21 protein-coding genes are annotated in these 24,323 nt (G+C 68.4%); 7 read left to right on the top strand and 14 right to left on the bottom strand.

The features are described 5' to 3' along the window. Both rpoB and K2X73_RS00910 read right to left on the bottom strand, forming a co-directional pair. On the bottom strand, positions 1 to 4,022 hold a 4,022-nt coding region (gene rpoB, locus K2X73_RS00915), incomplete at its 3' end, for a DNA-directed RNA polymerase subunit beta (RefSeq protein WP_294107664.1). 364 nt (positions 4,023 to 4,386) lie between these two features. Continuing rightward, complete coding sequence (locus tag K2X73_RS00910; RefSeq protein ID WP_294107662.1) at positions 4,387 to 4,776, bottom strand: GFA family protein; 390 nt, start codon at positions 4,774 to 4,776, stop codon at positions 4,387 to 4,389. Positions 4,777 to 4,851: 75 nt separating this feature from the next. On the opposite strand from K2X73_RS00910, the gene K2X73_RS00905 reads away from it, so the two are divergent. Then, positions 4,852 to 6,735, top strand: coding sequence for a CocE/NonD family hydrolase (locus K2X73_RS00905; protein ID WP_294107684.1), 1,884 nt, complete (start codon positions 4,852 to 4,854; stop codon positions 6,733 to 6,735). A gap of 161 nt (positions 6,736 to 6,896) precedes the next feature. On the opposite strand, the gene K2X73_RS00900 is transcribed toward K2X73_RS00905, so the two are convergent. From K2X73_RS00900 to K2X73_RS00870, 7 genes are read right to left on the bottom strand one after another with little or no spacing between them, the layout of a single operon-like run. Continuing rightward, the gene (locus K2X73_RS00900; protein ID WP_294107660.1) at positions 6,897 to 7,694 is read right to left on the bottom strand and encodes an RNA methyltransferase; all 798 of its coding nucleotides are present in this window, start codon (positions 7,692 to 7,694) and stop codon (positions 6,897 to 6,899) included. A 44-nt stretch (positions 7,695 to 7,738) separates the two neighbouring features. Further along, positions 7,739 to 8,011, bottom strand: coding sequence for an HPr family phosphocarrier protein (locus tag K2X73_RS00895; RefSeq protein ID WP_294107658.1), 273 nt, complete (start codon positions 8,009 to 8,011; stop codon positions 7,739 to 7,741). Continuing rightward, positions 8,008 to 8,415 (bottom strand): PTS sugar transporter subunit IIA, encoded by a 408-nt coding sequence (locus tag K2X73_RS00890; RefSeq protein ID WP_294107656.1) that lies wholly within the window; start codon positions 8,413 to 8,415, stop codon positions 8,008 to 8,010. The genes K2X73_RS00895 and K2X73_RS00890 overlap by 4 nt, the downstream gene beginning before the upstream one ends. A 22-nt stretch (positions 8,416 to 8,437) precedes the next feature. Beyond that, entirely contained in the window at positions 8,438 to 9,379 is a 942-nt protein-coding gene (gene rapZ / locus K2X73_RS00885; RefSeq protein WP_294107654.1) for an RNase adapter RapZ, read from the bottom strand. Then, positions 9,376 to 9,804, bottom strand: a complete 429-nt coding sequence (locus K2X73_RS00880) for an HPr kinase/phosphatase C-terminal domain-containing protein (RefSeq protein ID WP_294107652.1) — start codon at positions 9,802 to 9,804, stop codon at positions 9,376 to 9,378. The genes rapZ and K2X73_RS00880 overlap by 4 nt, the downstream gene beginning before the upstream one ends. Positions 9,805 to 9,815: 11 nt before the next feature. After that, a complete protein-coding gene (locus K2X73_RS00875; protein ID WP_294107650.1) occupies positions 9,816 to 11,363 on the bottom strand; it encodes a HAMP domain-containing sensor histidine kinase in 1,548 nt (515 codons plus the stop codon). Further along, entirely contained in the window at positions 11,335 to 12,045 is a 711-nt protein-coding gene (locus tag K2X73_RS00870) for a response regulator transcription factor (protein ID WP_294107648.1), read from the bottom strand. The genes K2X73_RS00875 and K2X73_RS00870 overlap by 29 nt, the downstream gene beginning before the upstream one ends. A 177-nt stretch (positions 12,046 to 12,222) precedes the next feature. Between K2X73_RS00870 and K2X73_RS00865 the strand changes: the two genes are divergently transcribed. The 3 genes from K2X73_RS00865 to K2X73_RS00855 are packed head-to-tail and all read left to right on the top strand — an operon-like array spanning position 12,223 to position 14,728. Continuing rightward, positions 12,223 to 13,836: a phosphoenolpyruvate carboxykinase gene (locus K2X73_RS00865; protein WP_294107646.1), complete on the top strand. Its 1,614-nt coding sequence runs from the start codon at positions 12,223 to 12,225 to the stop codon at positions 13,834 to 13,836. Positions 13,837 to 13,885: 49 nt separating this feature from the next. Further along, positions 13,886 to 14,338, top strand: coding sequence for a hypothetical protein (locus K2X73_RS00860; RefSeq protein WP_294107644.1), 453 nt, complete (start codon positions 13,886 to 13,888; stop codon positions 14,336 to 14,338). An 18-nt stretch (positions 14,339 to 14,356) separates the two neighbouring features. Further along, positions 14,357 to 14,728, top strand: a complete 372-nt coding sequence (locus tag K2X73_RS00855; RefSeq protein ID WP_294107642.1) for a hypothetical protein — start codon at positions 14,357 to 14,359, stop codon at positions 14,726 to 14,728. A gap of 60 nt (positions 14,729 to 14,788) precedes the next feature. On the opposite strand, the gene K2X73_RS00850 is transcribed toward K2X73_RS00855, so the two are convergent. Next, complete coding sequence (locus K2X73_RS00850) at positions 14,789 to 15,205, bottom strand: DUF3597 domain-containing protein (RefSeq protein ID WP_294107640.1); 417 nt, start codon at positions 15,203 to 15,205, stop codon at positions 14,789 to 14,791. A gap of 152 nt (positions 15,206 to 15,357) precedes the next feature. On the opposite strand from K2X73_RS00850, the gene guaB reads away from it, so the two are divergent. From guaB to K2X73_RS00835, 3 genes are read left to right on the top strand one after another with little or no spacing between them, the layout of a single operon-like run. Beyond that, positions 15,358 to 16,815, top strand: a complete 1,458-nt coding sequence (gene guaB / locus K2X73_RS00845; RefSeq protein WP_294107638.1) for an IMP dehydrogenase — start codon at positions 15,358 to 15,360, stop codon at positions 16,813 to 16,815. Position 16,816: 1 nt separating this feature from the next. Then, the gene (locus K2X73_RS00840; protein WP_294107636.1) at positions 16,817 to 17,989 is read left to right on the top strand and encodes an RsmB/NOP family class I SAM-dependent RNA methyltransferase; all 1,173 of its coding nucleotides are present in this window, start codon (positions 16,817 to 16,819) and stop codon (positions 17,987 to 17,989) included. A 29-nt stretch (positions 17,990 to 18,018) separates the two neighbouring features. Then, entirely contained in the window at positions 18,019 to 18,519 is a 501-nt protein-coding gene (locus K2X73_RS00835; RefSeq protein WP_294107634.1) for a tetratricopeptide repeat protein, read from the top strand. 235 nt (positions 18,520 to 18,754) lie between these two features. Here the strand turns inward: K2X73_RS00835 and rsmA are convergent, their stop codons facing one another. The 4 genes from rsmA to lptD form a co-directional block, all read right to left on the bottom strand. Further along, positions 18,755 to 19,570, bottom strand: coding sequence for a 16S rRNA (adenine(1518)-N(6)/adenine(1519)-N(6))-dimethyltransferase RsmA (gene rsmA, locus K2X73_RS00830; protein WP_294107632.1), 816 nt, complete (start codon positions 19,568 to 19,570; stop codon positions 18,755 to 18,757). Further along, positions 19,567 to 20,556 (bottom strand): 4-hydroxythreonine-4-phosphate dehydrogenase PdxA, encoded by a 990-nt coding sequence (gene pdxA, locus K2X73_RS00825; protein WP_294107631.1) that lies wholly within the window; start codon positions 20,554 to 20,556, stop codon positions 19,567 to 19,569. The genes rsmA and pdxA overlap by 4 nt, the downstream gene beginning before the upstream one ends. A 34-nt stretch (positions 20,557 to 20,590) precedes the next feature. Continuing rightward, complete coding sequence (locus tag K2X73_RS00820; protein ID WP_294107630.1) at positions 20,591 to 21,940, bottom strand: peptidylprolyl isomerase; 1,350 nt, start codon at positions 21,938 to 21,940, stop codon at positions 20,591 to 20,593. 61 nt (positions 21,941 to 22,001) lie between these two features. Then, positions 22,002 to 24,269 (bottom strand): LPS assembly protein LptD, encoded by a 2,268-nt coding sequence (lptD, locus tag K2X73_RS00815; protein ID WP_294107628.1) that lies wholly within the window; start codon positions 24,267 to 24,269, stop codon positions 22,002 to 22,004. Positions 24,270 to 24,323 lie beyond the last annotated feature (54 nt).

Here is a 24,323-nt window from a genome sequence, read left to right as displayed (position 1 = left end):
TCGTCGCCCTTGACGATCGCTTCATAGACCTTGGTGCGGCCGACCACGTCGTCGGACTTCACCGTCAGCATTTCCTGGAGGGTGTACGCCGCGCCATAGGCCTGGAGCGCCCACACCTCCATTTCGCCGAAGCGCTGGCCGCCGAACTGCGCCTTGCCGCCCAGCGGCTGCTGGGTGACGAGGCTGTACGGCCCGATCGAACGCGCGTGGATCTTGTCGTCCACCAGGTGGTGCAGCTTGAGCATGTAGATGATGCCCACCGTCACCTTGCGATCGAACTTCTCGCCGGTGCGCCCGTCATACAGGTCCGACTGGCCCGAGCTGTCGAGCCCGGCGAGCTCCAGCATCCGCGAGACGTCCGCCTCGCGGGCGCCGTCGAACACCGGGGTCGCCATCGGCACGCCGCGGCCCAGATTTTGCGCCAGTTCGACGATCTGGTCGGGCGTGCGCGCTTCGATCTCGGCGGCATAATTCTCGCCGTAGACCGAAAGCAGCCGATCCTTCACCGCCGCCGGCATCTCGCCACCCCGCGCGTTCGGATTGGCTTCGCGCCAATCCTCCAGCGCGTGCTGGATCTGCTGGCCGAGCCCACGCGCCGCCCAGCCGAGATGCGTCTCGAAGATCTGGCCGACATTCATGCGGCTCGGCACGCCCAGTGGGTTGAGCACCAGATCGACCGGGGTGCCATCCTCCAGGAACGGCATGTCCTCGACCGGCAGGATGCGGCTGATGACGCCCTTGTTGCCGTGGCGGCCGGCCATCTTGTCGCCCGGCTGCAGCTTGCGCTTCACCGCGACGAACACCTTGACCATCTTGAGCACGCCCGGCGGCAGCTCGTCGCCCCGCTCAAGCTTCTCGCGCCGATCGTGGAACTTGTCGGTGATCAGCTTGGCGGCTTCGTCATACTGCGCCTTCACCGCCTCCAGGTCGGACTGGACCTTGTCGTCGGCGACCGCGAACTTCCACCATTCGTGGCGATCGACGCTGTCGAGCAGGTTCTCGTCGATCGCCGAGCCCTTCTTGATGCCCTTGGGCGCGGCGGTCGCGGTCTGGCCGAGCAGCATTTCCTTCAGCCGCGACCAGGTGGCGCGGTTGAGGATCGAGCGTTCGTCATCGGCGTCCTTGCGGAGGCGTTCGATTTCCTCGCGTTCGATCGCGAGCGCGCGCTCGTCCTTGTCGATGCCCTGGCGGTTGAACACCCTGACCTCGACCACCGTGCCGGCGACGCCCGGCGGCAGCCGCAGCGAGGTGTCGCGCACGTCGCTCGCCTTTTCGCCGAAGATCGCGCGGAGCAGCTTTTCTTCCGGAGTCATCGGGCTTTCGCCCTTGGGGGTGATCTTGCCGACCAGAATGTCGCCCGGCTCCACCTCGGCGCCGATATAGACGATGCCCGCCTCGTCGAGGTTGCGCAGCGCTTCCTCACCGACATTCGGGATGTCGCGGGTGATGTCTTCCGGCCCGAGCTTGGTGTCGCGCGCCATCACTTCGAATTCTTCGATGTGGATCGAAGTGAAGACGTCGTCCTTCACGATGCGTTCGCTGATGAGGATCGAGTCCTCATAGTTATAGCCGTTCCACGGCATGAACGCGACCAGGCTGTTGCGGCCCAGCGCCAGCTCGCCGAACTCGGTCGACGGACCGTCGGCTATGATGTCGCCTTCGCGCACCACGTCACCCACCTTCACCAGCGGACGCTGGTTGACGCAGGTATTCTGGTTCGAACGCTGGAACTTCATCAGCGTGTAGATGTCCACGCCCGACTTGCCCGCCTCGACCTCGCCGGTCGCGCGGACGACGATGCGGGTGGCGTCCACCTGATCGACGATGCCCGAACGCTTGGCGGCGATCGCCGCGCCCGAATCGCGCGCCACGGTCGCTTCCATGCCCGTGCCGACGAACGGCGCCTCGGCGCGCACCAGCGGCACCGCCTGGCGCTGCATGTTCGATCCCATCAGCGCGCGGTTGGCGTCGTCATTCTCCAGGAACGGAATGAGCGAGGCCGCGACCGACACAAGCTGCTTGGGGCTCACGTCCATCAGCGTGATGGTATCAGGGATCGCCATCAGGAATTCGCCGGCCTGGCGCGCCGAGACAAGGTCCTCGGCGAAGCGGCCTTCCTCGTCCAGCTCAGCGTTCGCCTGGGCGATGGTGTGCTTGGCCTCTTCCATCGCCGAGAGATAGACGACCTCGTCCGTCACCCGCCCATCGACCACGCGGCGATAGGGGGTCTCGATGAAGCCGTACTTGTTCACCCGGCTGAAGCTGGCGAGCGAGTTGATCAGGCCGATGTTCGGCCCTTCGGGCGTTTCGATAGGGCAGATGCGGCCATAATGCGTCGGGTGGACGTCGCGCACCTCGAAGCCCGCGCGCTCGCGGGTGAGGCCGCCCGGCCCGAGCGCCGAGACGCGGCGCTTGTGCGTCACTTCGGAGAGCGGGTTGGTCTGGTCCATGAACTGCGACAGCTGCGAGGAGCCGAAGAATTCGCGCACCGCCGCGACCGCGGGCTTGGCGTTGATAAGGTCGTTCGGCATCACCGTCGACACATCGACCGACGACATGCGCTCCTTCACCGCGCGCTCCATGCGCAGCAGGCCGACGCGGTACTGGTTCTCGAGCAGCTCGCCGACCGAACGCACGCGGCGGTTGCCGAGATTGTCGATATCGTCGATCTCGCCCTTGCCGTCCTTCAGGTCGACCAGCGTCTTGACGACCGCGAGAATGTCCTCGGTGCGCAGCGTGGTGACGGTGTCGGCGGCGTCGAGATCGAGCCGCATGTTGAGCTTCACGCGGCCGACCGCCGACAGATCATAGCGATCGGGATCGAAGAACAGCCCGGCGAACAGCGCCTCGGCGGTTTCCAGCGTCGGCGGCTCGCCGGGGCGCATCACGCGGTAGATGTCGGCGAGCGCCTGCTCGCGCTCCTCGGCCTTGTCGGCCTTCAGCGTGTTGCGGATCCACGGCCCCGTCGCGACATGATCGATGTCGAGCAATTCGATCCGGTCGATCCCGGCGCGGTCGAGCTTTTCGAGATTGTCCTGCGACAGTTCGTCGCCGGCCTCGATGTAGATTTCGCCGGTCTGCTCGTTGATCAGGTCATAGGCCGAATAGCGGCCATAGATTTCCTCGGTCGGGATCAGCAGCGTCTCGAGCCCGTCCTTCGCGGCCTTGTTCGCGGCGCGGGGGCTGATCTTCTGGCCGGCCGCGAACACCACTTCGCCGCTCTTGGCGTCGATGATGTCGAACTGCGGCTTCTGCCCGCGCCAATTCTCCGCCTGGAAGGGAATCTGCCAGCCGCCCTCGCCCCGGATGAAGGTGACGCGGTTGTAGAAATGGTTGAGAATCTGCTCGCCGTTCAGGCCGAGCGCGTAGAGCAACGTCGTGACCGGCAGCTTGCGCTTGCGGTCGATACGGACGTTGACGATGTCCTTGGCGTCGAACTCGAAATCGAGCCACGAGCCGCGATAGGGGATGACGCGCGCGGCGAAGAGATACTTGCCCGAGGCATGGGTCTTGCCGCGGTCATGGTCGAACAACACGCCCGGCGAGCGGTGCATCTGCGACACGATGACGCGTTCGGTGCCGTTGATGATGAAGGTGCCGTTCGCGGTCATGAGCGGCATGTCGCCCATGTATACGTCCTGCTCCTTGATATCGAGCACCGAGCGGGCTTCGGTATCGGCGTCCACCTCGAACACGATCAGCCGCAGCGTGACGCGCATCGGCGCGGCGAAGGTGATGCCGCGCTGGCGGCACTCGTCCACGTCGAACTTGGGCTGCTCCAGTTCGTAATGCACGAAATCGAGCTCGGCGGTGCCGGCGAAATCGCGGATCGGGAACACGCTGCGCAGCGTCTTTTCCAGGCCCGAGACATAGCCGATCGAGGGATCGGAGCGCAGGAACTGCTCGTAGCTTTCGCGCTGCACCTCGATCAGGTTCGGCATCTGCACCACTTCGTGGATGTTGCCGAAAACCTTGCGAATGCGGCGCTTGTTGATGCCGCTGTCGATTGCCTTGGTTGCCATGGGGTCGGTATCGCCTCGTCAGCCGAAAATAAGCGTCCCGGTTGCCGCCGGGCCAGGCACGCCTAGAGACGCAAAAAGCCGCGATGCCCGATGGGGCTCGCAGCTTCAGCGTCCGGTCACCACTCTCCCCATGCTGCGAACACGCTGCGCGACGGCGCGTCCTGTCCCGGAAGATGTGGCAGAGCGCGCGATATAGGGGCGGTGTTGGATGCTGTCAAAGGGGTAGGGCGGGTTTCTTCCATCCCCAAAACTCTTCCCCGGCGACGGCCGGGGCCTAGCATGGGCGCGGCTGCCATGGCGCTCGAACCAGACAACAGCCGTCGCGACTGGGCCCCGGCCCGTGCCGGGGACGCGCATCCGGGGTTTAGTCCGCTCGCTGCGGCAGGCCGTCGGCGATGGTGTAGTAATCGCCCTTCTCGGCGACGAAGATGTGCTGGGCGAGGGCGGTGCCGCTCGGCGCGTCCAGCGCCCCCATCGCGACGTCGATCGTCTCGCCGTCGATCAGCTGCCACAGCAGGAACGATCCGCAGGTGCCGCAAAAGCCGCGCCGGGCACGCGGCGAGGCCTGATACCAGCGGAGCGCCGCTTCGCCCTCGACCCGCACCGCCGCGCGTGGCACTTCGGTCGCCGCCCAATAATGGCCCGACTGACGCCGGCATTGCGCGCAGTGGCACGCCGACACCGGCCCCAGCGGACCCTCGACCGTGATGCGGACCGCGCCGCACAGGCAGCCGCCGCTATGCCTTTCGCTCATTTCGCCTCCAAACCCTTGCGCGGGAGCCGCGCCTCGCGCCAAGACTTAGGCGAGGGAGAATGCCACGTGAAGAAAATCATCCTGCTCGGCGCAGCCGTGCTCGCGCTCACTCCGGCCCTGGCCCAGCAGGCGGCGCCCAGCGGCGACGTGCCGGCCAAGTTCCAGCCACCGCAAACCGCGAACGATTATGTGAAGCGCGAAGTGATGATCCCGATGCGCGACGGGGTGAAGCTCTACACCGTCATCGTCATCCCCAAGGGCGCGCGCAACGCCCCGATCGTCCTCACCCGCACGCCCTATAACGCAAGCGCGCGGGCGAACCGGATGGACAGCCCCAACATGCTGTCGATGCTGCCGCTCGCGGACGAAGGCTTCGTGAAGGGCGGCTATATCCGCGTCTATCAGGACGTGCGCGGCAAGTATAAGTCGGAAGGCGACTATGTCGTCACCCGCCCGCCGGTCGGGCCGCTCAACCCCACGACCACCGATCACACCACCGATGCGTGGGACACGATCGATTGGCTGGTGAACAAGGCCAACCTGCCCGAATCGAACGGGCGCGTGGGGATGATCGGCTCGTCCTATGAAGGCTTTACCGTGGTGATGGCGCTGCTGAAGCCGCACCCGGCGCTGAAGGTCGCCGCGCCCGAAAGCCCGATGATCGACGGCTGGATGGGCGATGACTGGTTCCATTACGGCGCCTTCCGCCTGGCCAATATCGGCTGGATCGCCTCGCAGACCGGCTACAAGGGCAAGGGCGACGATCCCGCGACCGGCATTTACGACAATTATGAGGAGTTCCGCCGGATCGGCGGCGCCGCCGAATGGGCGAAGCGCTCGGGGTTCGATCAGCTGCCCGCGTGGCAGCGCATGGTGCAGCACCCGGCTTATGACGCTTTCTGGCAGGGCCAGGCGCTCGACAAGATGCTCGCCGCCAACCCCAGCAACGTGCCGACGCTCTGGGAGCAGGGGCTGTGGGATCAGGAGGATATGTACGGCGCGATCCACGCCTGGGAGGCTTTGCGCGCCGCCGGCAAGACCGGCAATAACTGGCTGGTGATGGGGCCATGGCGCCACAGCCAGGTCAACCGCGAGGGGCGCGAGTTGGGGCCGCTGAAATGGCGCACCGACACCGCCGCCCAGTTTCGCGACGACATGGTGCTGCCGCTGTTCGACCAATATCTGAAGGACGGCCCGGCCTACACTCCGCCGGCGGCGACCATCTACAACACCGCCGAGGATCGCTGGCAACGCTTCGCGAGCTGGCCGGCGGCGTGCGAAGCGGGTTGTGCCAAGCCGCTCACGCCCCTCTATCTGAGCGAGGCCGGCGGCCTCGGCTTCGCCAAGGGCGCGGGCGGCGGGGATAGCTATCTGAGCGATCCCGCCAAGCCGGTGCCGCACCTGTCGCGGCCGGTGAATTTCGATGATGGCCGCTGGGGTGACTGGCTGGTGAGCGACCAGCGCCACGTCGATGGCCGCCCCGATGTGATGACCTATCAGACGCCGGTGCTCACCAAGGCGGTCACCGTCTCGGGCGTGCCCTGGGCGGAGATTTTCGCGAAGACGACCGGCACCGATGCAGATTTCGTCGTGAAGCTGATCGATGTCTATCCCGACGAGGCGCCGGGCGGCGGCAAGATGGGCGGCTATCAGCTCGCGGTGAGCCTCGACATTTTCCGTGGCCGCTACCGCGACAGCTTCGCCGATCCCAAGCCGATCCCCGCAGGGCAGGTGCAGCGCTACAAGTTCCGCCTGCCGGCGGTGAACCACGTGTTCCAGCCGGGGCACCGGATCATGGTGCAGGTGCAATCGAGCCTGTTCCCGCTCTATGATCGCAACCCGCAAACCTATGTGCCCAACATCTTCCTCGCCAAAGCCAGCGACTATAAGCCCGCGACCATCACGCTGATGCGCGGCGGCATGCAGGCGAGCGCGGTGTGGCTGCCGGTGGTGGAATAGGCGTGGCGGCGCAGGGCGACCGGGCCACTGGCCGGTCGCCCCGATCCACGGCTGGCGCGTTAAAGCGATCGCGAGGCCGGCGGCATCACTCGCCGGCTCGAAAATCTTCGTGGGCCAAACATCCTGATCGGTGATCCGAAGCGATCGGACCGGAAACTGCCCTAGCCCAGTTGCGCGAGCACCTCATAGGCCATCACCGCCGTCGCCACCGCCGCGTTCAGGCTGTCCGCCTTGCCGCGCATCGGGATTTTCACGCGCAGGTCACATGCGGCGGCGTAAGCGGGGGGCAGCCCTTGCGCCTCGTTGCCGGTCAGCAGGAAGCAGGGCGCCTGATAGCGGGCGGCGCGGTAATCATGCACGGTATCGAGGCTGAGCGCGACGAGCTGGCCCGGACCGGCGCGCAGCCAGGCGATGAAGTCGTTCCAGCTCGTTTGCACCACCGGCACCGTGAACAGCGCGCCCATGCTCGCCCGCACCGCCTCCACCGAGAAGGGATCGACACACTCGTCGACCAGGATCAGCCCGCCCGCGCCGACCGCGTCGCCGGTGCGCAGGATCGTGCCGAGATTGCCTGGATCGCGGAGCCGCTCGGCGACCAGCCAGAGGCGCGCCGCGCCCCGATCCAGGCTGGCGAGCGGCACCGCGAATTCCTCGAACACGCCGAGCACGGTCTGCGGATTGTCCTTGCCCGATAGCTTGCCGAGAATGTCCGCGCTGGTCTCGATCGCCTCGCCGCCAGCCGCTTCCACCGGGGCGATCAGCGCCTGGACGAGCGGGTGGCGCGCGCTGTCGGCGGCGAAGAACAGATAGCGCGGCAGCCGCCCGGCCTCGCGGGCCTCGGTCAGGATGCGCAGCCCCTCGGCGAGGAACAACCCTTCCGCGCGGCGGTGGCGCTTGTCGCGTAAAGCCCGCACGCGCTTGACCAGCGGGTTGGAAAAGGCGGTGATCAGGCGGGGCAAGGATCAGCTCGCGTCACGAACGGGTGAGGGCAGCGTGGGCGCCCTCATTCCTCGCCGAACTTGGCCTCGACCAGCGCGGCGAGCGCGCCCACCGCTTCGGCGGCGCCGTCGCCGTTCGCGCGGATGGTGATCGAATCGCCGATCGCCGCGCCGAGCATCATCAGCCCCATGATCGAGCGCGCGGTCACCGCCTGGCCGTCCTTCTCCACCATCACCTCGACCGGCAGCGTGGCCGCGAGAGTCACGAACTTGGCGCTCGCCCGCGCGTGCAGGCCACGCCGGTTGGTGATCGGCACCGTGCGGACGACCTCGCTCACGCCGCCGCCGCACCCAGCACTTCGGAGGCGACCGAGATATATTTGCGCCCCGCCTCGCGCGCGGCGGCGACCGCTTCGCCCACGTCCATCGCCTGGCGCGCGCCGGCGAGGCGGATCAGCATCGGCAGGTTGATGCCCGCGATCACCTCGATCCGGCCGGGGGTCATCAGCGAGATGGCGAGATTGCTGGGGGTGCCGCCGAACAGATCGGTGAGCACGATCACGCCAGCGCCGGTATCGACGGCGGCGATTGCGGCGGCGATATCCGCGCGGCGGCTCTCCATGTCGTCGTCCGGGCCGATCGAGATCGCGGCGACTCGCTCCTGCCTGCCGACGACATGCTCCATCGCCGTCACGAACTCTTGGGCCAGCCGGCCATGCGTTACCAGAACCAGCCCAATCATTTGAAATTGGTCACTTTTACCGTCAAGCTCCATGTCGCGGCTGGGCCTGGGCGCCAGAGGGTGCGCCTTCCAGCGCGTCTTGTGGCGCCGCGCCCAAATCGCGATGATTGACCGTGGGCGAAAATCCGCGCGCGCGCAACAGGCTCGCCGTGCGCTCGGCGACATGGACCGAACGGTGGCGCCCGCCGGTGCAGCCGAAGGCGATCGTCACATAGCTTTTGCCTTCAGCCTTGTAGCGGGGGAGGAGGGTGAGCAGCAGCTGGTCGATCGCCGCCATCGCCGCTTCATAAGCGGGATCGCCCTTCACATAGTCGGCGACGCCCGCGTCGAGCCCGGTGCCGGGGCGCAGCTCCGCCACCCAATGCGGATTGCGCAAAAAACGCATGTCGAGCACCAGATCGGCCTCGCGCGGGATGCCGCGCGCGAAGCCGAACGACATCACCGACAGTGTCGGCCCGGTCGTGCCGTGCGCGCCGAAGGTCTCGCGGATCAGCGCGGCGAGCTCGTTGGCGGTAAGGCTGGTCGTGTCGATCAGCCGGTTCGACCAGCTGCGCAAGGGTGCGAGCAGGGTGCGTTCCTGGATGATGCCATCGGCCGCCGGGCGATCGACCGCCATCGGGTGGCGCCGCCGCGTCTGCGAATAGCGCCGCTCCAGCTCGCCATTGGCGCAATCGAGGAACAGCGTGCCGATCGGCCGCGCTTCGTCCTCGCGCAGCGCGTTGATGCGCTTGATCATGCGTTCGGGATCGAAGTCGCGGGTCTGCACGCCGATGCCGATGGCGAGCGGCCGGTCGCCCTCGTCGCCGCCCGCGCCGCGTGCGAGCAGCCGATCGATCAGGCGCAGCGGGAAATTGTCGATCACCTCCCAGCCCATGTCCTCCAGCGTGTTGAGCACGGTCGATTTGCCCGCGCCCGACATGCCGGTGACGATCAGGATGCTCTTGGCGTTGGCGGCGTCGGTCATCGGCGAGGCTGCTTCAGTGCGAGTTCGACCTTGATCGGGGCCGAGGCATAATGGCCTTCCACCGCGATCACCGGCACGTCGATACCGCACAGCCGGCGTTGCGCGGTGAGCGGGGGCATCCGCTCGACATCGTCGCTCAACTCCACGAGCAGCGCGACCGGCACCCGCTCGACATGCGGCATGGGGACAATGCCGATCCCGCGCACTTCGATCCGCCCAGCGATCGTTGCCGGCGGGCTGGCGAGCAGGCGCGTGCCGTCGCGCAGCAGCAACGTGTAATCGTCGCTCACCAGCTTCGCGCCGCGATCGACGAGGCGCAGCGCGAGATCGGATTTGCCCGCGCCCGAATGGCCCTGGATCAGCACCGCGAGATCGCCGATCGCGACGCACGAGGCATGAAGCGTCTCCGACGACAGCACCGTCATGACATCCCCCTTTAACTGGCGAGCGGCAGCGAGACCACGAAACGTGCGCCGCTCAGCCGATCGTCGCGCGATTCGACCGTGATGCTGCCCTGATGCCCATCGATGATGGTCCGGGCAATGGCGAGGCCTAGCCCCGAATGCTTGCCAAAAGCTTCGCCACCAGGGCGAACCGAATGGAAACGTCTGAAGATCGCCTCGCGCGCTTCCTCGGGCACGCCCGGCCCTTCGTCCTCGACGCGGACGACGATCTCGCCTTCCTCCACCGTGATCGCGAGCACCACCAGGCCGCCATCGGGGGAGAAGGAAATGGCGTTGTCGATCAGATTGTCGAACACCCGTTCCAGCCGAATGGGCTCGCCGAGCACGGTGGCCGGGCCGCGCCCCGGATCGAAGCGCAGGCGGATGTCGCGCTCGATGCCCCGTGCGTCGCGCCCCTCGATCATCGCGCCGAGCAAAGCGCGCAGATCGACCTGCTCGAACTTGGCGCGGCTAAGTTGCGCGTCGAGCCGGGAGGCCTCCGAAATATCGGTGATCAGCCGGTCGAGCCGCAGCACATCGTCGCGCATCACCGCGAGCAGCTGGTCGCGCAAGGCCGGATCGGCGATCCGCCCCAGCCCCTCGATCGCCGAACGCAGCGAGGCGAGGGGGTTCTTCAGCTCATGCGTCACATCGGCGGCGAACGCCTCGGTCGCGTCGATCCGCGCGCGCAAGGCCTGGCTCATGTCGGAGAGCGCGCGCGCCAGGCTGCCGATCTCGTCGCGGCGATAGGGCAGGCGTGGCACCACCACCTCGCGCGCCCGCCCGCGCCGCACCCGGATCGCGGCGCGCGCCAGCCGCCGCAGCGGGCCGACGATAGTGCGCGCGAGGAACAGCGAGAGATAGACCGAGACGATCGTCGTCGCCGCCAGCACCAGCGACAGGCGGAAACGCTCCAGCCGCACGGTCTGGGTGATGTCGCGGGCGTTGACCGCGCTCATCACCACCAGCCCGGGGCCAACCCGCGCGGCGGCGGTGATCACCGGGGTGCGATCGGGCGCGCGCCACACGCTGGCGCTGGCCTGACCCTGCGCGGCGGTTGCGACATCGGGCCAGGGCTGGCCGGGCCGGCGCTCGCGGTAGAGCGGCGGGCGTTCGGCACCGACCACCGTGTCGATCATCGCGTCGAGGAACCGCCCCGCCACTTGGCCGGCGCCTTCCTTGCGCGGGTCGATCAGCGCGAAATTGCCCAGCCCCATCGCGCGGGTATCGAGTGTTTCGCGCGTACCCTCGAACAGGCGGAGCCTTGTGCCCGTGTCGGCCGCCAGATCGCGCGCCAGCGCCGGGCGGGCGGGCGGCGGCGCCGCGGCGAGCGCGGCGGCGATCAGCCGTGCCTCCCGCGTCGCCTGCGCCACCCGGCTGTCGACGATCCGGCTGCGATAGCTGTCGAGATAGAAGAAGCCCCCCGCGAGCAGCGCGAGCGCGAAGATGTTGACGGCGAGGATGCGCGAGGTGAGCGAGACCCGGCCGGACCAGTTCAGTCCGGGCTCGGCCTCAATCCTCCGAGAAGCGGTAGCCGGCACCGTACAGGGTCTCGATCGCGTCGAACTCGGGGTCGACCTGGCGGAACTTGCGGCGGACGCGCTTGATGTGGCTGTCGATCGTGCGGTCGTCGACGTAGATATCGTCCTGATAGGCCGCGTCCATCAGCTGGTTGCGGTTCTTGACGATGCCCGGCCGCTGGGCGAGCGCCTCCAGGATCAGGAATTCGGTGACGGTGAGCGTCACCGTCTCGCCGCCCCAGGTCACCTTGTGGCGGGCGGGGTCCATCGCCAGCCGCCCGCGCTCCAGGATTTCGGGGGTGGGCTCGGGCGCCTCTCCGGGCGGCGGCGGCGTGGCGAGCTCGGTCCGCCGCAGGATCGCGCGGATGCGGGCGATCAGCAGCCGCTGCGAGAAGGGCTTGGCGATATAATCGTCCGCGCCCATCGCCAGGCCCAGCGCCTCGTCCAGCTCATCGTCCTTGCTCGTCAGGAAGATCACCGGCAGCGCCGATTTCTCGCGCAGGCGGCGCAGCAGTTCGAGCCCGTCCATCTTCGGCATCTTGATGTCGAAGATCGCCAGATCGGGCGGGTTGTCGACCAGCGCCTTCAGCGCGGTTTCGCCGTCCGAATAGACCCGCGTCAAAAATCCTTCCGCCTGTAGCGCGATCGACACGGACGTGAGGATGTTGCGATCATCATCGACCAGGGCGATCGAAGCTGTCATCGGCGCCGGGGTTCCTTGTTCGCTTGTTGCCGCCTGCCGCATCGCTAGGCGAAAGCGCCGCCGGGCTCAACCTTTGCGCTAACCATCGCGATTTGACCGGGCGGGGGCGTGACGATATGCGCCGAGTCGAGCATACGTATGCACCGCCGGGCAGGCGGGAGTTTTGGGAGAGAGGATGTGAGCGAGCGTATCCCGCTGATGGGTCTGGACGCGCAGGGTTTTGCCACGACCGCGCGGTTGCACTGGAACCTGCTGACCCCCGCGCTCGTCGAACAGGCGCTGATCCGCGGCGAGGGGCGGCTGGCGGCCGACGGCCCGCTGGTGGTGGAAACCGGCCCGCACACCGGTCGCAGCGCGCAGGACAAGTTCATGGTCCGCGATGCCGAAACCGCCGACACGATCTGGTGGGGTAAATCGAACAAGCCGATGGAGCCGGCGCATTTCGCCGCGCTGAAGGCCGATTTCCTGGCCGCGCTGGGCGACAAGGAAACGCTGTTCGTACAGGATCTGTACGGCGGTTCGCAGCCCGAGCACCGGGTGAAGGTGCGCGTGATCAACGAGCTCGCCTGGCACAATCTGTTCATCCGCACGCTGCTGGTGCGCCCGGCGGCCGATGAACTGCGCGACTTCGCTCCCGATTTCACCATCATCGACCTGCCGAGCTTCCGCGCCGACCCCGCGCGCCACGGCTGCCGCGGCGAAACCGTGATCGCGGTGAGCATCACCGACAAGCTGATCCTGATCGGCGGCACGAAGTATGCCGGCGAGATGAAGAAGTCGGTGTTCGGCCTGCTCAACTATCTGCTGCCTGAAAAGGGCATCATGCCGATGCACTGCTCGGCCAATATCGGCCCCAAGGGCGATACGGCGGTGTTCTTCGGCCTGTCGGGCACCGGCAAGACCACGCTCTCGGCCGATGCCAGCCGCACCCTGATCGGCGATGACGAGCATGGCTGGTCGGACACCGCCGTGTTCAATTTCGAGGGTGGCTGCTACGCCAAGATGATCCGCTTGTCGGCGGAGGCTGAGCCCGAGATTTACGCGACCACCAAGCGCTTCGGGACGATCCTTGAAAATGTCGTGATCGACGACACGACCCGCGCGCTCGATCTGGACGACAACCGCCTCGCCGAGAATACGCGCGGGGCGTATCCGATCGACTTCATCCCCAATGCCTCGGCCGAGAATATGGGGCCGGTGCCGCAGAATATCGTGATGCTCACCGCCGATGCGTTCGGCGTGCTGCCGCCGATCGCCAAGCTCACGCCCGAACAGGCGATGTACCATTTCCTGTCGGGCTATACCGCGAAGGTCGCGGGCACCGAGATCGGCGTCACCGAGCCCGAGGCGACCTTCTCGACCTGCTTCGGCGCGCCGTTCATGCCGCGCCACCCGAGCGTCTATGGCAATCTGCTGAAGGAGCGGATCGCCAAGGGCCAGGTCGATTGCTGGCTGGTCAACACCGGCTGGACCGGCGGCAAGTACGGCGTCGGCCACCGGATGCCGATCAAGGCGACGCGCGCGCTGTTGAACGCGGCGCTCGACGGCAGCCTGAACGACGCCGAATTCCGCACCGATCCGAACTTCGGCTTCAAGGTGCCGGTCGCGGTGCCGGGGGTGGACGCAGCGATCCTCGATCCGCGCCAAACCTGGGCCGACAAGGCCGAGTATGACGCGACCGCGGCGAAGCTCGTCGATTTGTTCAACGAGAATTTCGCCCAGTTCGCGGATCATGTCGATGAGGGCGTGCGCCAGTGCACGCCCTGCGTCGCCCAAGCCGAGAACGCCTGATTCGGCCCGATTGACGTGATCGTCGGGCCTCCGCCAAGGAAGCCCGACGATGACCGATCCCGCCCCCCGCCTGTTCGCCGACGACGCCGCCGTGACGCGGATCGGCGAAGGCTTGCTCGACCGCACCCTGCCCAAGCCCGAGTGGACGCACGAGGCGCACCTCGGCGCGTGCCTCTATCTGTTGCGAGACCGGCCGGACATCGATGTCGATGGGCGGATCGTCGTGATCATCAGCGGCTATAACGTCGCGGTGGGCGGGGTGAATGACGATAGCCAGGGCTATCACGACACGATCACGCGCGTGTTCGTCCACGGGGTGCGGCTGTTCCTCCGCGATCGCGCGGCGGGGGAGGGGCTGGCCGAGGCGGTGAACGCGCTGCTGCTGAGCCCGATCGGCGGCCGCCGCTGGCCGCTCGATTTTTACTCGGCGGCGCGCCTTTTCTCCGTGCCCGCGCGCCGCGCGTTCGTGCCGCCGGACCTCGCGCCGCTGCCCATGCTCTGATAGGGTAGGCGCCTCTTCATGCGGAGGCGTACCATGGGAATGTTCGACGGTCTGCTGGCTCAACTCGGCCCCGATTTCGATCTCGCCAATCTCGGCACCAAGCTCGGCCTCAGCAAGGAACAGGTGGAGCAGGCGGTGCAGGCGCTCGGCGTCGCGCATCCGCAGCCGGGCGACACGGTGCAGGCGGCCGCCGCGCAGACCGGGCTCGCGCCCGATGTGCTGCAGCAGATCGTCGGCCATATCGGCGGCGAGGGCTCGCTCGGTCGGTTCGCGCAGATGCTGCAGGAACAGGGCGGCGGCGTGATGGGGATGCTCGACCGCGACGGTGACGGCAATCCGCTGAACGACATCGCCGGGCTCGCGGGCGGGCTGTTCGGCGGCAAGAATTGAGGCCGGCGAGCGTGGACCCGGGCAGTGCCGCCCGGAGCCACGCTCCGCGTTAGCGCGGGATCAATCCAGCAGCGCGGCGGGCACCTTGCCGCCGCTCTTCTCCAGCTCGCGCATCACCGCCTTGTGGAGCCAGATGTTCATCTCGGCGCTGCCGCCCAGCGCGCCGCCATAGCCAAGCTCGCGCGCCAGATCCTCGCGATTGTGCAGGCTGGGGTCGATCCCGACCAGCTTCATCAGATCGACGATCGAATGGCGCCAGTCGAGCTGCTGGCCGCCGTGCCGCGCCAGCTCCTCGAGATGCGCCTCGATGTCGATCGGCTGGACCTGCGCGGCCGGCTGGGGCGCGGGCGCCTGCGCCTGGGGATGCGGCGGCTGCGGCTGCGGGCGCGGCGCGTTTTGGGCAGCGGCGGGCGCGGGCTGGGGCGCGGCCTTCCGCTTGTGCCAGATCGCGTCGCGGATCATGCTGAAAATACTCATCTTATCCTCCGCGCGGCATGATTACCGCGAGCAGACCAACGCACCGCGCGCGGCTTTGCCTCCAAGGATTAGCGACGAACCGCTGGCGCTTACCGCCGGGCGCGGTTATGCGGGCGCGCACGATTCCCGCCAGCAAAGGAAGCGCGCACCCCATGGACATCCGCCTCGGCCTTACTTTCGACGATGTCCTGCTGGTGCCGGCTGAGTCCGAGATCGTGCCCTCGATGGCCGATCCCAAGAGCCGGGTGACGCGCGAGATCACGCTCAACACGCCGATGCTCTCCGCCGCGATGGACACGGTGACCGAGGCCGACATGGCGATCGTGATGGCGCAACTGGGCGGCATTGGCGTGCTCCACCGTAATTTGACGGTCGAGGAACAGGTCGCCGCCGTGCGCGCGGTGAAGCGCTTTGAAAGCGGCATGGTGGTCAACCCCATCACCATCCGCCCGGAAGCGACGCTCGCCGAGGCGCAGGAGCTGATGGCGCGGCACCGGATCAGCGGCATTCCCGTCACCGCCGAGGACGGGACGCTGCAGGGCATCCTCACCCACCGCGACGTGCGCTTCGCCGAAAATCCGCGCCAGCCGGTGCGCGAGCTGATGACGCACGACAATCTGGCGACCGTGCGCCCGGGGGTGAGCCAGGAGGAAGCGCGGCGGCTGCTCCACGCGCGGCGGATCGAGAAGCTGCTGGTGGTCGACGACGCCTATCGCTGCATCGGCCTGATCACGGTGAAGGACATCGAGAAGGCGGTGACTTACCCTTCCGCCACCAAGGACGCCGCCGGGCGCTTGCGGGTGGCGGCCGCCTCCACGGTGGGCGAGGCGGGATGGGCGCGCAGCCAGGCGCTGGTCGAGGCCGAGCTCGACGTGCTGGTGATCGACACCGCCCACGGCCATAACCGCGATGTCGCCCGCGCGGTGGAGCGGGTGAAGAAGCTGAGCAACGCGGTGCAGGTGATCGCCGGCAATGTCGCGACCGCCGAGGCGACGCGCGCGCTGATCGACGCGGGCGCGGACGCGGTGAAGGTGGGCATCGGCCCGGGTTCGATCTGCACCACCCGCGTGGTGGCGGGCGTCGGCGTGCCGCAGTTGACGGCGGTGATGGACTGCGCCGAGGAAGCCGCCAGATCGGGCGTGCCGGTGATCGCCGATGGCGGCCTGCGCACCTCGGGCGACATCGCCAAGGCGATCGCGGCGGGGGCTTCGTGCGTGATGATCGGATCGCTGCTCGCCGGCACCGCCGAGGCGCCGGGCGAGACGTTCCTGTACCAGGGGCGCGCCTATAAGAGCTATCGCGGCATGGGATCGGTGGGGGCGATGGCCAAGGGGTCGGCCGATCGCTATTTCCAGCAGGACATCAAGGATCAGCTGAAGCTGGTGCCCGAGGGGATCGAGGGGCAGGTGCCGTTCAAGGGGCCGGCCAAGGATGTGATCCACCAGCTCGTCGGCGGCCTGCGCGCGGCGATGGGCTATACCGGCGCGCGCACTGTGCCCGAATTGCAGCAGCGCGCGCGGTTCGTGCAGATCACCAACGCCGGTCTCAGGGAAAGCCATGTGCATGATGTGACGATCACGCGCGAGGCGCCCAACTACCCGACGCGCTGAGGTGACGCCCCAGGCCCGTGCCCAGGCGGCGATCGAGCTGCTCGACGCGATCATCGCCGCCGCGCGCGAAGGTGGGGCGGCGGCGGATACGCTGATCGCGCGCTATTTCGCCACCCGCCGCTACGCCGGATCCAAGGACCGGCGCGCGGTGCGCGAGCTGGTCTATGCCGCGATCCGCCGCGCGGGCGAGGTGCCGGTGAGCGGCCGCGCGGCGATGCTCGGCCTGGCCCAGGATGACGCGGCGCTCGCCCCGCTGTTCGATGGCGGCCCCCATGCGCCCCCGCCGATCGCGCCCGGTGAGCCGGTGGCGCCCGCGGGCATCGCGCCGGCGTGGCTCGAAGCGGCGCTCACCGAATCGGGCACCGCGCCGGCCGAGCAAGCGGCGCTGGTCGATCGCGCCCCGCTCGATCTGCGGGTGAACCCGGCGCGGGCGAGCGTCGCGCAGCTCCGCGCGGCGCTGCCCGAGGCCGCACCGATCGCCGGCCTGCCCCAGGCGCTGCGCCTGCCGCACGGCACCCAGGTCGATCAGCTCGATCTCTACCGCGCGGGCGGGTTCGAGGTGCAGGACGCCGGCAGCCAGCTGGCGAGCCGCGCGCTGCCGCTCGACGGTCAGCCGGTGATCGATCTGTGCGCGGGGGCGGGGGGCAAGACGCTCGCGCTCGCCGCCGAAGGGGCGGGGCCGATCCTGGCGTGCGACGTCGATCGCGCCCGGCTGTCGCGACTCGCTCCGCGTGCCGAGCGCGCGGGCGTGGCGGTCGAGACGCGGCTGCTCGATCCGGGGCGCGAGGCGGCGGCGCTCGCCGATTGGGCGGGGCGCGCGGACCTGGTGATCGACGCGCCCTGTTCGGGCAGCGGCACCTGGCGGCGCAACCCGGAGGCGCGCTGGCGGCTGACCCCGGCGCGGCTCGCGCGGCTGGTAGCGACCCAGGCGCAGCTGCTCGCGCTCGCGCCCGCGCTGGTGCGGCCGGGCGGGGCGCTGCTCTACATCACCTGCTCGCTGCTCGATGTCGAGGGGCCGGCGCAGATCGCGCGCTTCCTGGCCGATCATCCCGAATGGCGCGCCGAGCCGCTCGCGTTGCCGCTCGGGCGGCCGCATGGGCCGGGCTGGCGGCTCAGTCCGGCACGGGACTCGACGGACGGATTTTTTGTCGCGAGACTGCGGGCGCCATGCTAGCCCTGCTGACTTACGGTCTGGAGAAAATGATGCGTTATGCGTCGCTGGCGGTCGCTGCCGCGCTTGCCCTGGTTTCGGTATCGACCGCGCTCTACGGCCAGCGGCCCGACGATCAGATCGCGCCGCGCTCGCTGGAACTGCTCGCGCAGGCCAAGGCGGCGCGCGGCGCGGGCGAACTGGCGCGCGCCAACGAACTGCTGGAAACGGCGCTCGCGGTCGATCCGCGCAACCGGGGCGCGCTGGTGGAACTCGGCCAGATCGCCCAGGCGCAGGGGCTGCCGGGCAAGGCGGTGCGCTTCTATCGCGAGGCGCTGACGCTCGATCCCAATGATCTGGCGGCGCTGGAAGGCCAGGGCGAGGCGTTCGTCGCGCGCGGCGCGATCGAGCGCGCGCGCGACAATCTGGCGAAGATCCGCCGCCGCTGCCCGAGCGGCTGCCCGCCGCTCACGTCGCTCACCGCGACCATCGCGCGCGGCCAGGCGGGGCCGGCGGTCGCGGCACAGACGGCGAAGGTGGCCGGGCGGGAATAGGGTTTTCGGTTGGTGCCGAGATGCTGAGGGTTTAGGTTCGCGCGCGGGCGCCGAGGCGGCAAGGGGCCTGCCCGACCCGGTCGTCCTCCCCGGCGAAGGCCGGGGCCCAGTCGCGCGGCGGTGGCTGGTCTCGCACTCCTTGTCCAGCCGCGCGATACTGGGCCCCGGCCTTCGCCGGGGATGGGGTTTGAGGGAAAGCCCGCACCCGTCCGCCGCGCCTCCGCGCGAACCTACGTCACCCCAAGGCCCGGGCCAGCGCCACCCATTCGGCGACGCTCACCGTTTCCGCGCGCCGCGTCTCGTCCACGCCCACCGCCGCGCACGCCGCCAGGGCCCCGGGCACGCCCTTCAGGCTTTGCCGCAGCATCTTGCGCCTTTGGCCGAACGCCGCGCCGGTCAGCGCTTCGAGCGCCGCGAGCCGTACCCCCTCGGGCGCCGGCACCGGCTGGATCGCGACCACCGCCGACATCACCTTGGGCGGCGGGGTGAAGGCCGAGCGGTGGACCGGCATCGCGATCCGCGCGGTGCTGCGCCACTGTGCGAGCACCGCCAGCCGGCCGTAAGCATCGCCGCCCGCCGGCGCGACGATGCGATCGGCGACCTCGCGCTGGAACATCAAGGTCAGCGATCGCCACCAGGGCAGCCACTCCGCCGAAAGCCAGCCGATCGCGAGCGCGGTGCCGATATTATAGGGCAGATTGGCGACGATGTGCGGCGCGGTCTCGAACAGCGCGCGGTGGTCGATCGCGAGCGCGTCTCCCTCGATCACGCGCAGCCGCCCGGGAAAGGCCGCCTCCAGCTCGGCGAGCGCGGGCAGGCAGCGGCGGTCGCGCTCGATCGCGGTCACCCGCGCGCCGGCCTGAAGCAGGGCGCGCGTCAGCCCGCCCGGGCCGGGGCCGATCTCCAGCACCTCGGCGTCGGTCAGGTCGCCGGGAATGGCGGCGATGCGGGCGAGCAACTGGCCGTCGAGCAGGAAATTCTGCCCCAGCGCCTTGCTCGCGGTCAGGCCGTGCCGCGCGATCACCTCGCGCAGCGGGGGGAGCGTGCTCAACTCTCGCGCCGCCGCGCCGCGGCCTCCTGCGCCAGCTTCAGCGCGGCGATCATCGCGCCGGGATGCGCCTGGCCGGTGCCCGCGATCGCGAAGGCGGTGCCATGATCGGGCGAGGTGCGCACGATCGGCAGGCCCAGGGTGATGTTCACGCCTTCGTCGAAATGCAGCGTCTTCAGCGGGATCAGCGCCTGATCGTGATAGCAGCACAAGGCCGCGTCATATGTCGCGCGGGCGCGCGCGTGGAACAGCGTATCGGCGGCGAACGGTCCCTTGGCGTCGATGCCTTCGGCTTGCAGCTGCTCGATCGCGGGGATCAGCAGGTCGATCTCCTCGCGCCCGATCGCGCCCTGCTCGCCGGCATGGGGGTTGAAGCCGGCGAACACCAGCCGCGGCGCCTCGATCCCGAAATTGCGCGTCAGCCCCCGCGCCGTCGCCCGCGCGCGCGCGACGATCAGCTCGATCGAAAGCAGACCGCTCACCTCGGCCAAGGGCACATGAGTGGTGATCGGCACCACCCGCAGGCTCGGCCCGGCGAGCATCATCACCGCGTTCTCGCGCGCGATGCCGCAGCGTTCGGCGACGAATTCGGTCTGGCCGGGATGCGTGAAGCCGGCGGCGTAGAGTTGCGCCTTGGAGACGGGGCCGGTGACGAGCGCGCCCGCCGCGCCCGATCGCGCGAGGCCCACCGCCATTTCCAGCGATTGCAGCGCGCAGCGGGCGCCGTGCGGATCGGGCTGGCCGGGGACGATCTCGCCACCATCGCGCACATCGACCACCGGCAGCGCGGTCGCGAACGCCGCCGCCGCTTCGGCGGGCGTGGCGATATGCGCGATCGGCACGTCGCTCACCAGTTCGATCGCGCGCGGATCGCCGACCGCGAAGAACGGCTCGACCCCCTCGGCGCCGCGTGCCGCCCACGCCTTGGCGATGATCTCCGGGCCAATGCCGGCGGGGTCGCCCATCGAGGCGGCGATCGGCGCAATCATAGCATTCTCCGTCGCCGCCCCAAGGCCGGCGGGATCAGCGATACTCGATCACCGCGTCGCGGCGCAAATCGCGCAGCTTGTGGTCGGCGCGCAGGTTGATCGCCTGGTCCTCCATCTGGTTGCGGATCTGCTCGGCGGTCGGCAACTGGCCCGCGACCGGATCGTTGCGGCCGCACAGCACCAGCACGCGCACGCCATCCTCGGGCGAGCCGAAGGGCGGGGTGGTCTCGCCGACCTGCATCGAGCTGATCATGTTCTTGAGCGGCCCGGGCAGGTCCTTCAGCTTGATCGAGTCGTTGTCGACCACTTCGGCGCCCAGGCCATCGGCGACCTTCTTGGCGTCGCCGCAGCCCTTCAGCGCCTTGGTCGCCTCGGCGAACTGCGCGACCTTGGCGGTCGCCTGTTCCTTGGTGGTGCCCGCGGGGAATGCGACCGACAGCTGGCGCAGGCTCAGCACCGCATCGTCGGGGTTCGCCATCAGCAGCTTGCGCTTCTCGACGACGTAGAGAAGCGAAAAGCCGCCCGGCACCTCGATCGGCCCGGCGAGCTGCTGCGGATTCATCTCCACCGCCGCCTGCGCGAGCGTATCGGGCAGCGTGCCCGGCTTCACCCAGCCGAGATCGCCGCCCACCGGGCGCGTCGTTGCGTCCGAACGCTCGAAAGCGATCTGCTCGAAGCTGCGCTTGCCGGCCTTGATCTCATCCATCAGCGTGCGCGCTTCGTTGATGATCTGGGTTTCCTGCCCGGGCGCGGCGCGGAGATAAATCTCCTTCACATGCACTTCCTCGGAGCCCTTCTGGGCGGCGAGGCGGGCGAGGATCGATTTCACCTCGGCATCGGGGATGTTGACGTTGAAGGTCACCCGGCGCTGGAGATAGCGGCGCCAGGCGATCTGCGCCTCGATCTGGCGGCGCAGCGTCCGGTCCGACGATCCGATCGAGCGCAGATAGCTGCGCATCTCGCTAAGCGGCCGGTTGAAGCTGCCGGCGATGCGCGTGAAGCCGTTGTCGATCTCCTGCGCGCTGACGTTGATGTCGGCCGCCTTGGCTTCCTGGATCTGCAGCGTTTCGTCGATCAGCTGGCTCGTCACCTGCACGCGCAGCGCTTCGAGTTCCTGGGGCGAGAGCTTCAGCTGGTTGGCGGCGATGATCAGGTTCATCCGATGGTCGACATCGGTGCCGGTGATCACCGCGTCGTTCACGATCGCGGTCGCCTTGCGCACATTGGGGTCACGCTTGCCATATACCTGCAAATTGGTCGGGATGTTCAGGTTGCTCTGCGGCAGGCTTTGATCGGGAACCGTCTGCGCGGCGGCGCCCACGGCGAGCGCCGCGCCGAGCGCCGTAAGGCTCAGGCCGCGCAGGGAAAGGATCGACGTCTTCACTCTTGGTCCTCGAAAAAGGGGGCTTGCGGTCGCTGGTAGCGTGCCGCGGCTGAACGCCCGTTTACCGTCCGAGGTTCTTAAAAGAAAGCGTCAGCAAGATGGCATCGCCCGAACGCGCGTCGCCCGTGTTCTGATAATCGCGCCGCCAGGTGACGCCGAGGCGCAGACAGTCATCCTCATAAGCGACGCCGACGCGGTGGCGGATCGGCGAAAAACCGTCGGTGAGCGAGAGCGGATCGGCCTGGCGGGTGGTCAAGTCCACCGTGGTCGAGCCGAACGCCGACCAGAAGCGCGTAACCTGAACCCGCGCGGCGAGGCGCACCTCCTCGCGGTCACGCAAATCCTCGAGCGTCGGCGCGATCTGGCGGTTGAGTCGCAGATAGCCGACCAGGAAATAGCTCGCGCGGCTGCCGATCGTCGCGTCCACTTCCAGCCGGCGCAGCTTGAAATCGTCCTTGTCCACCCGGTAGCGGTTGGTGAGCGAGACGATGTCCTTGTAGCGGATTTCGGTGCGGCCGACGAAATCGGAAACCCGGTCGGCGAAGCCCACGCCGTCGGGGATCACGGTGTTGCGCCCGGTCAGGCGGATGCTCTGGCCGAGCACGCTGTTGATCGTGAAATCGGGCAGCGTCAGCGCCCATTCGAAGCCATAGGTGAGGCGGGTGGTATCGTCGAACCGATCATAACCGGGGAAGCGGTTGAGCGAGAACAGGTTGGCGTCCTCGAGTTCGACCGAGCGCGAATCCTCGTTGGGGACGATCAGGTTGGCGAGCGGCGGCGTCGCGACGATCTGCACGCGCGGGGTGAAGCGCTGCAACCCGCCCCACAGCCCGCCGACCAGCGGCCATTTCACGTCGATCGCGAAGGCGGCGATGCCGCGCCCGGTAACGCCCTCGCGCCCGCGATAGCTGCCCACCGTCGTCGCGACGGTGTTGGTCGCGTGGTACAGGTCGGCGCGGCCATAGGCGGTGAGGGTGATTTCCTGCCCCCAGCGCGTCAGCCGGCGCATGTCCCAGCGCACGCTGGTGAAGGCGCGCTGCGTGTCCTGCCCCGCCGAGCGGCCGATCGCGAGCGTGTTGAGCTGCGCCTCCAGCACCCCGCCCAGCACGCCCCGGAAGCGGCGGCGATAGTCGATCTCCGGCAGCGCCAGCGGCTGCAAGCCCTGGCGGTCGTTGACCCGCAGCGTCTGCACCGCCCAGCCGGTGACGGCGAAATAGCTGTCCTGATCGATGCGGCTGACGTTGATCGTGTTGCGCAGCAAATCGTCGAACGAGATGAAGTAGCGCCGCAGGAACGTGCGGTCGGTCGCGACGCGGAAGCTGCCCGAGGCGCTCCAGTTGGGATCGAGCTGGAAGCGGCCATTGCCTTCCACATAGCCGCGGAACACGTTGCGGGTGGTCGCATCGGCGGGATCGCCGAACGCGATCGCGTCGGTGCGGTCCGATTCGGTCGCATAGCCGCCGACATGATAGGCGCCCTTGCTGGTGATCGCGTTGTAGTCGACCCCCAGCATCGGCAGCACGTTGCTGAAGAAGCGCGGCGTGATCGTCAGGTTGCGATTGTCGGCGATCGACAGGAAATAGGGCTGGGCATATTCGAAGCCGTTGACCCGGCTGTAGCGGATGTCGGGCGAGAGCAGGCCGCTGTTGCTGCCGCCGCCGACCGGCGTGGACAGCGCGGGCAGCGGGATCGTCGCCACGCCGAAGATGCTGAGCTGCGCGCCGGCGAAATACAGCCGGCGCTTGTCCGGGTTATACACCACGCGGACGGCGGTGACTTTCCAGGTCGGGCTTTTGGGGCAGCCGGCGCTGTCCGTCACCGCGCAGGGGGTATAGGCGGCGTCGCTCAGCGTGACGACGCCATTGTCGCGCACCCCGCGCCGCGCGGCGATCCGCCCGCCGCGATCGAGCACGATGAGCATGTTGTCCACCACCCCGTCGCGCAGCGAATCGGTCAGCTCGACCATGTCGCCATAAGCGGTGTCGCCGGTCGGGTTGACGATCACGACATTGCCGCGCGCGATCACCTTGCCGGTGCGACGGTTCCAGCTGATCGTGTCGGCGCGCAGGCGATCGGCCTCGCGGTACATGCGCACGTCGCCAATCGCGGTGACGATGTCGGCGTCGCTATCATAATCCAGCTGATCGGCGCTGAAGGTGATTTCGCGGGCATTGGGCTCGCGTTCGGCGGTGACGACGGGCTCGGCGCTGCTGGGCGGCGGGGGCGGCGGCGCGGGCTGCGCCGCGCGGTTCTGCAGGTCTTGCGCCCAGAGCGGTTGGGCGGCGAACGCCGCGACCAGTGCGCTGGGACCAAGAAGGATGCGACGCACCACGCGGACTTTACCCCTTTACGTGCGGCTGTTGCCGCTGCAATCGGCCCTATC

The organism is Sphingomonas sp. (assembly GCF_019746665.1).
In the GTDB taxonomy this organism is placed as follows: domain Bacteria; phylum Pseudomonadota; class Alphaproteobacteria; order Sphingomonadales; family Sphingomonadaceae; genus Sphingomonas.
The sequence above is the reverse complement of the archived record's forward strand: the minus strand, read 5'-3'. Positions and strand labels throughout refer to the sequence as shown.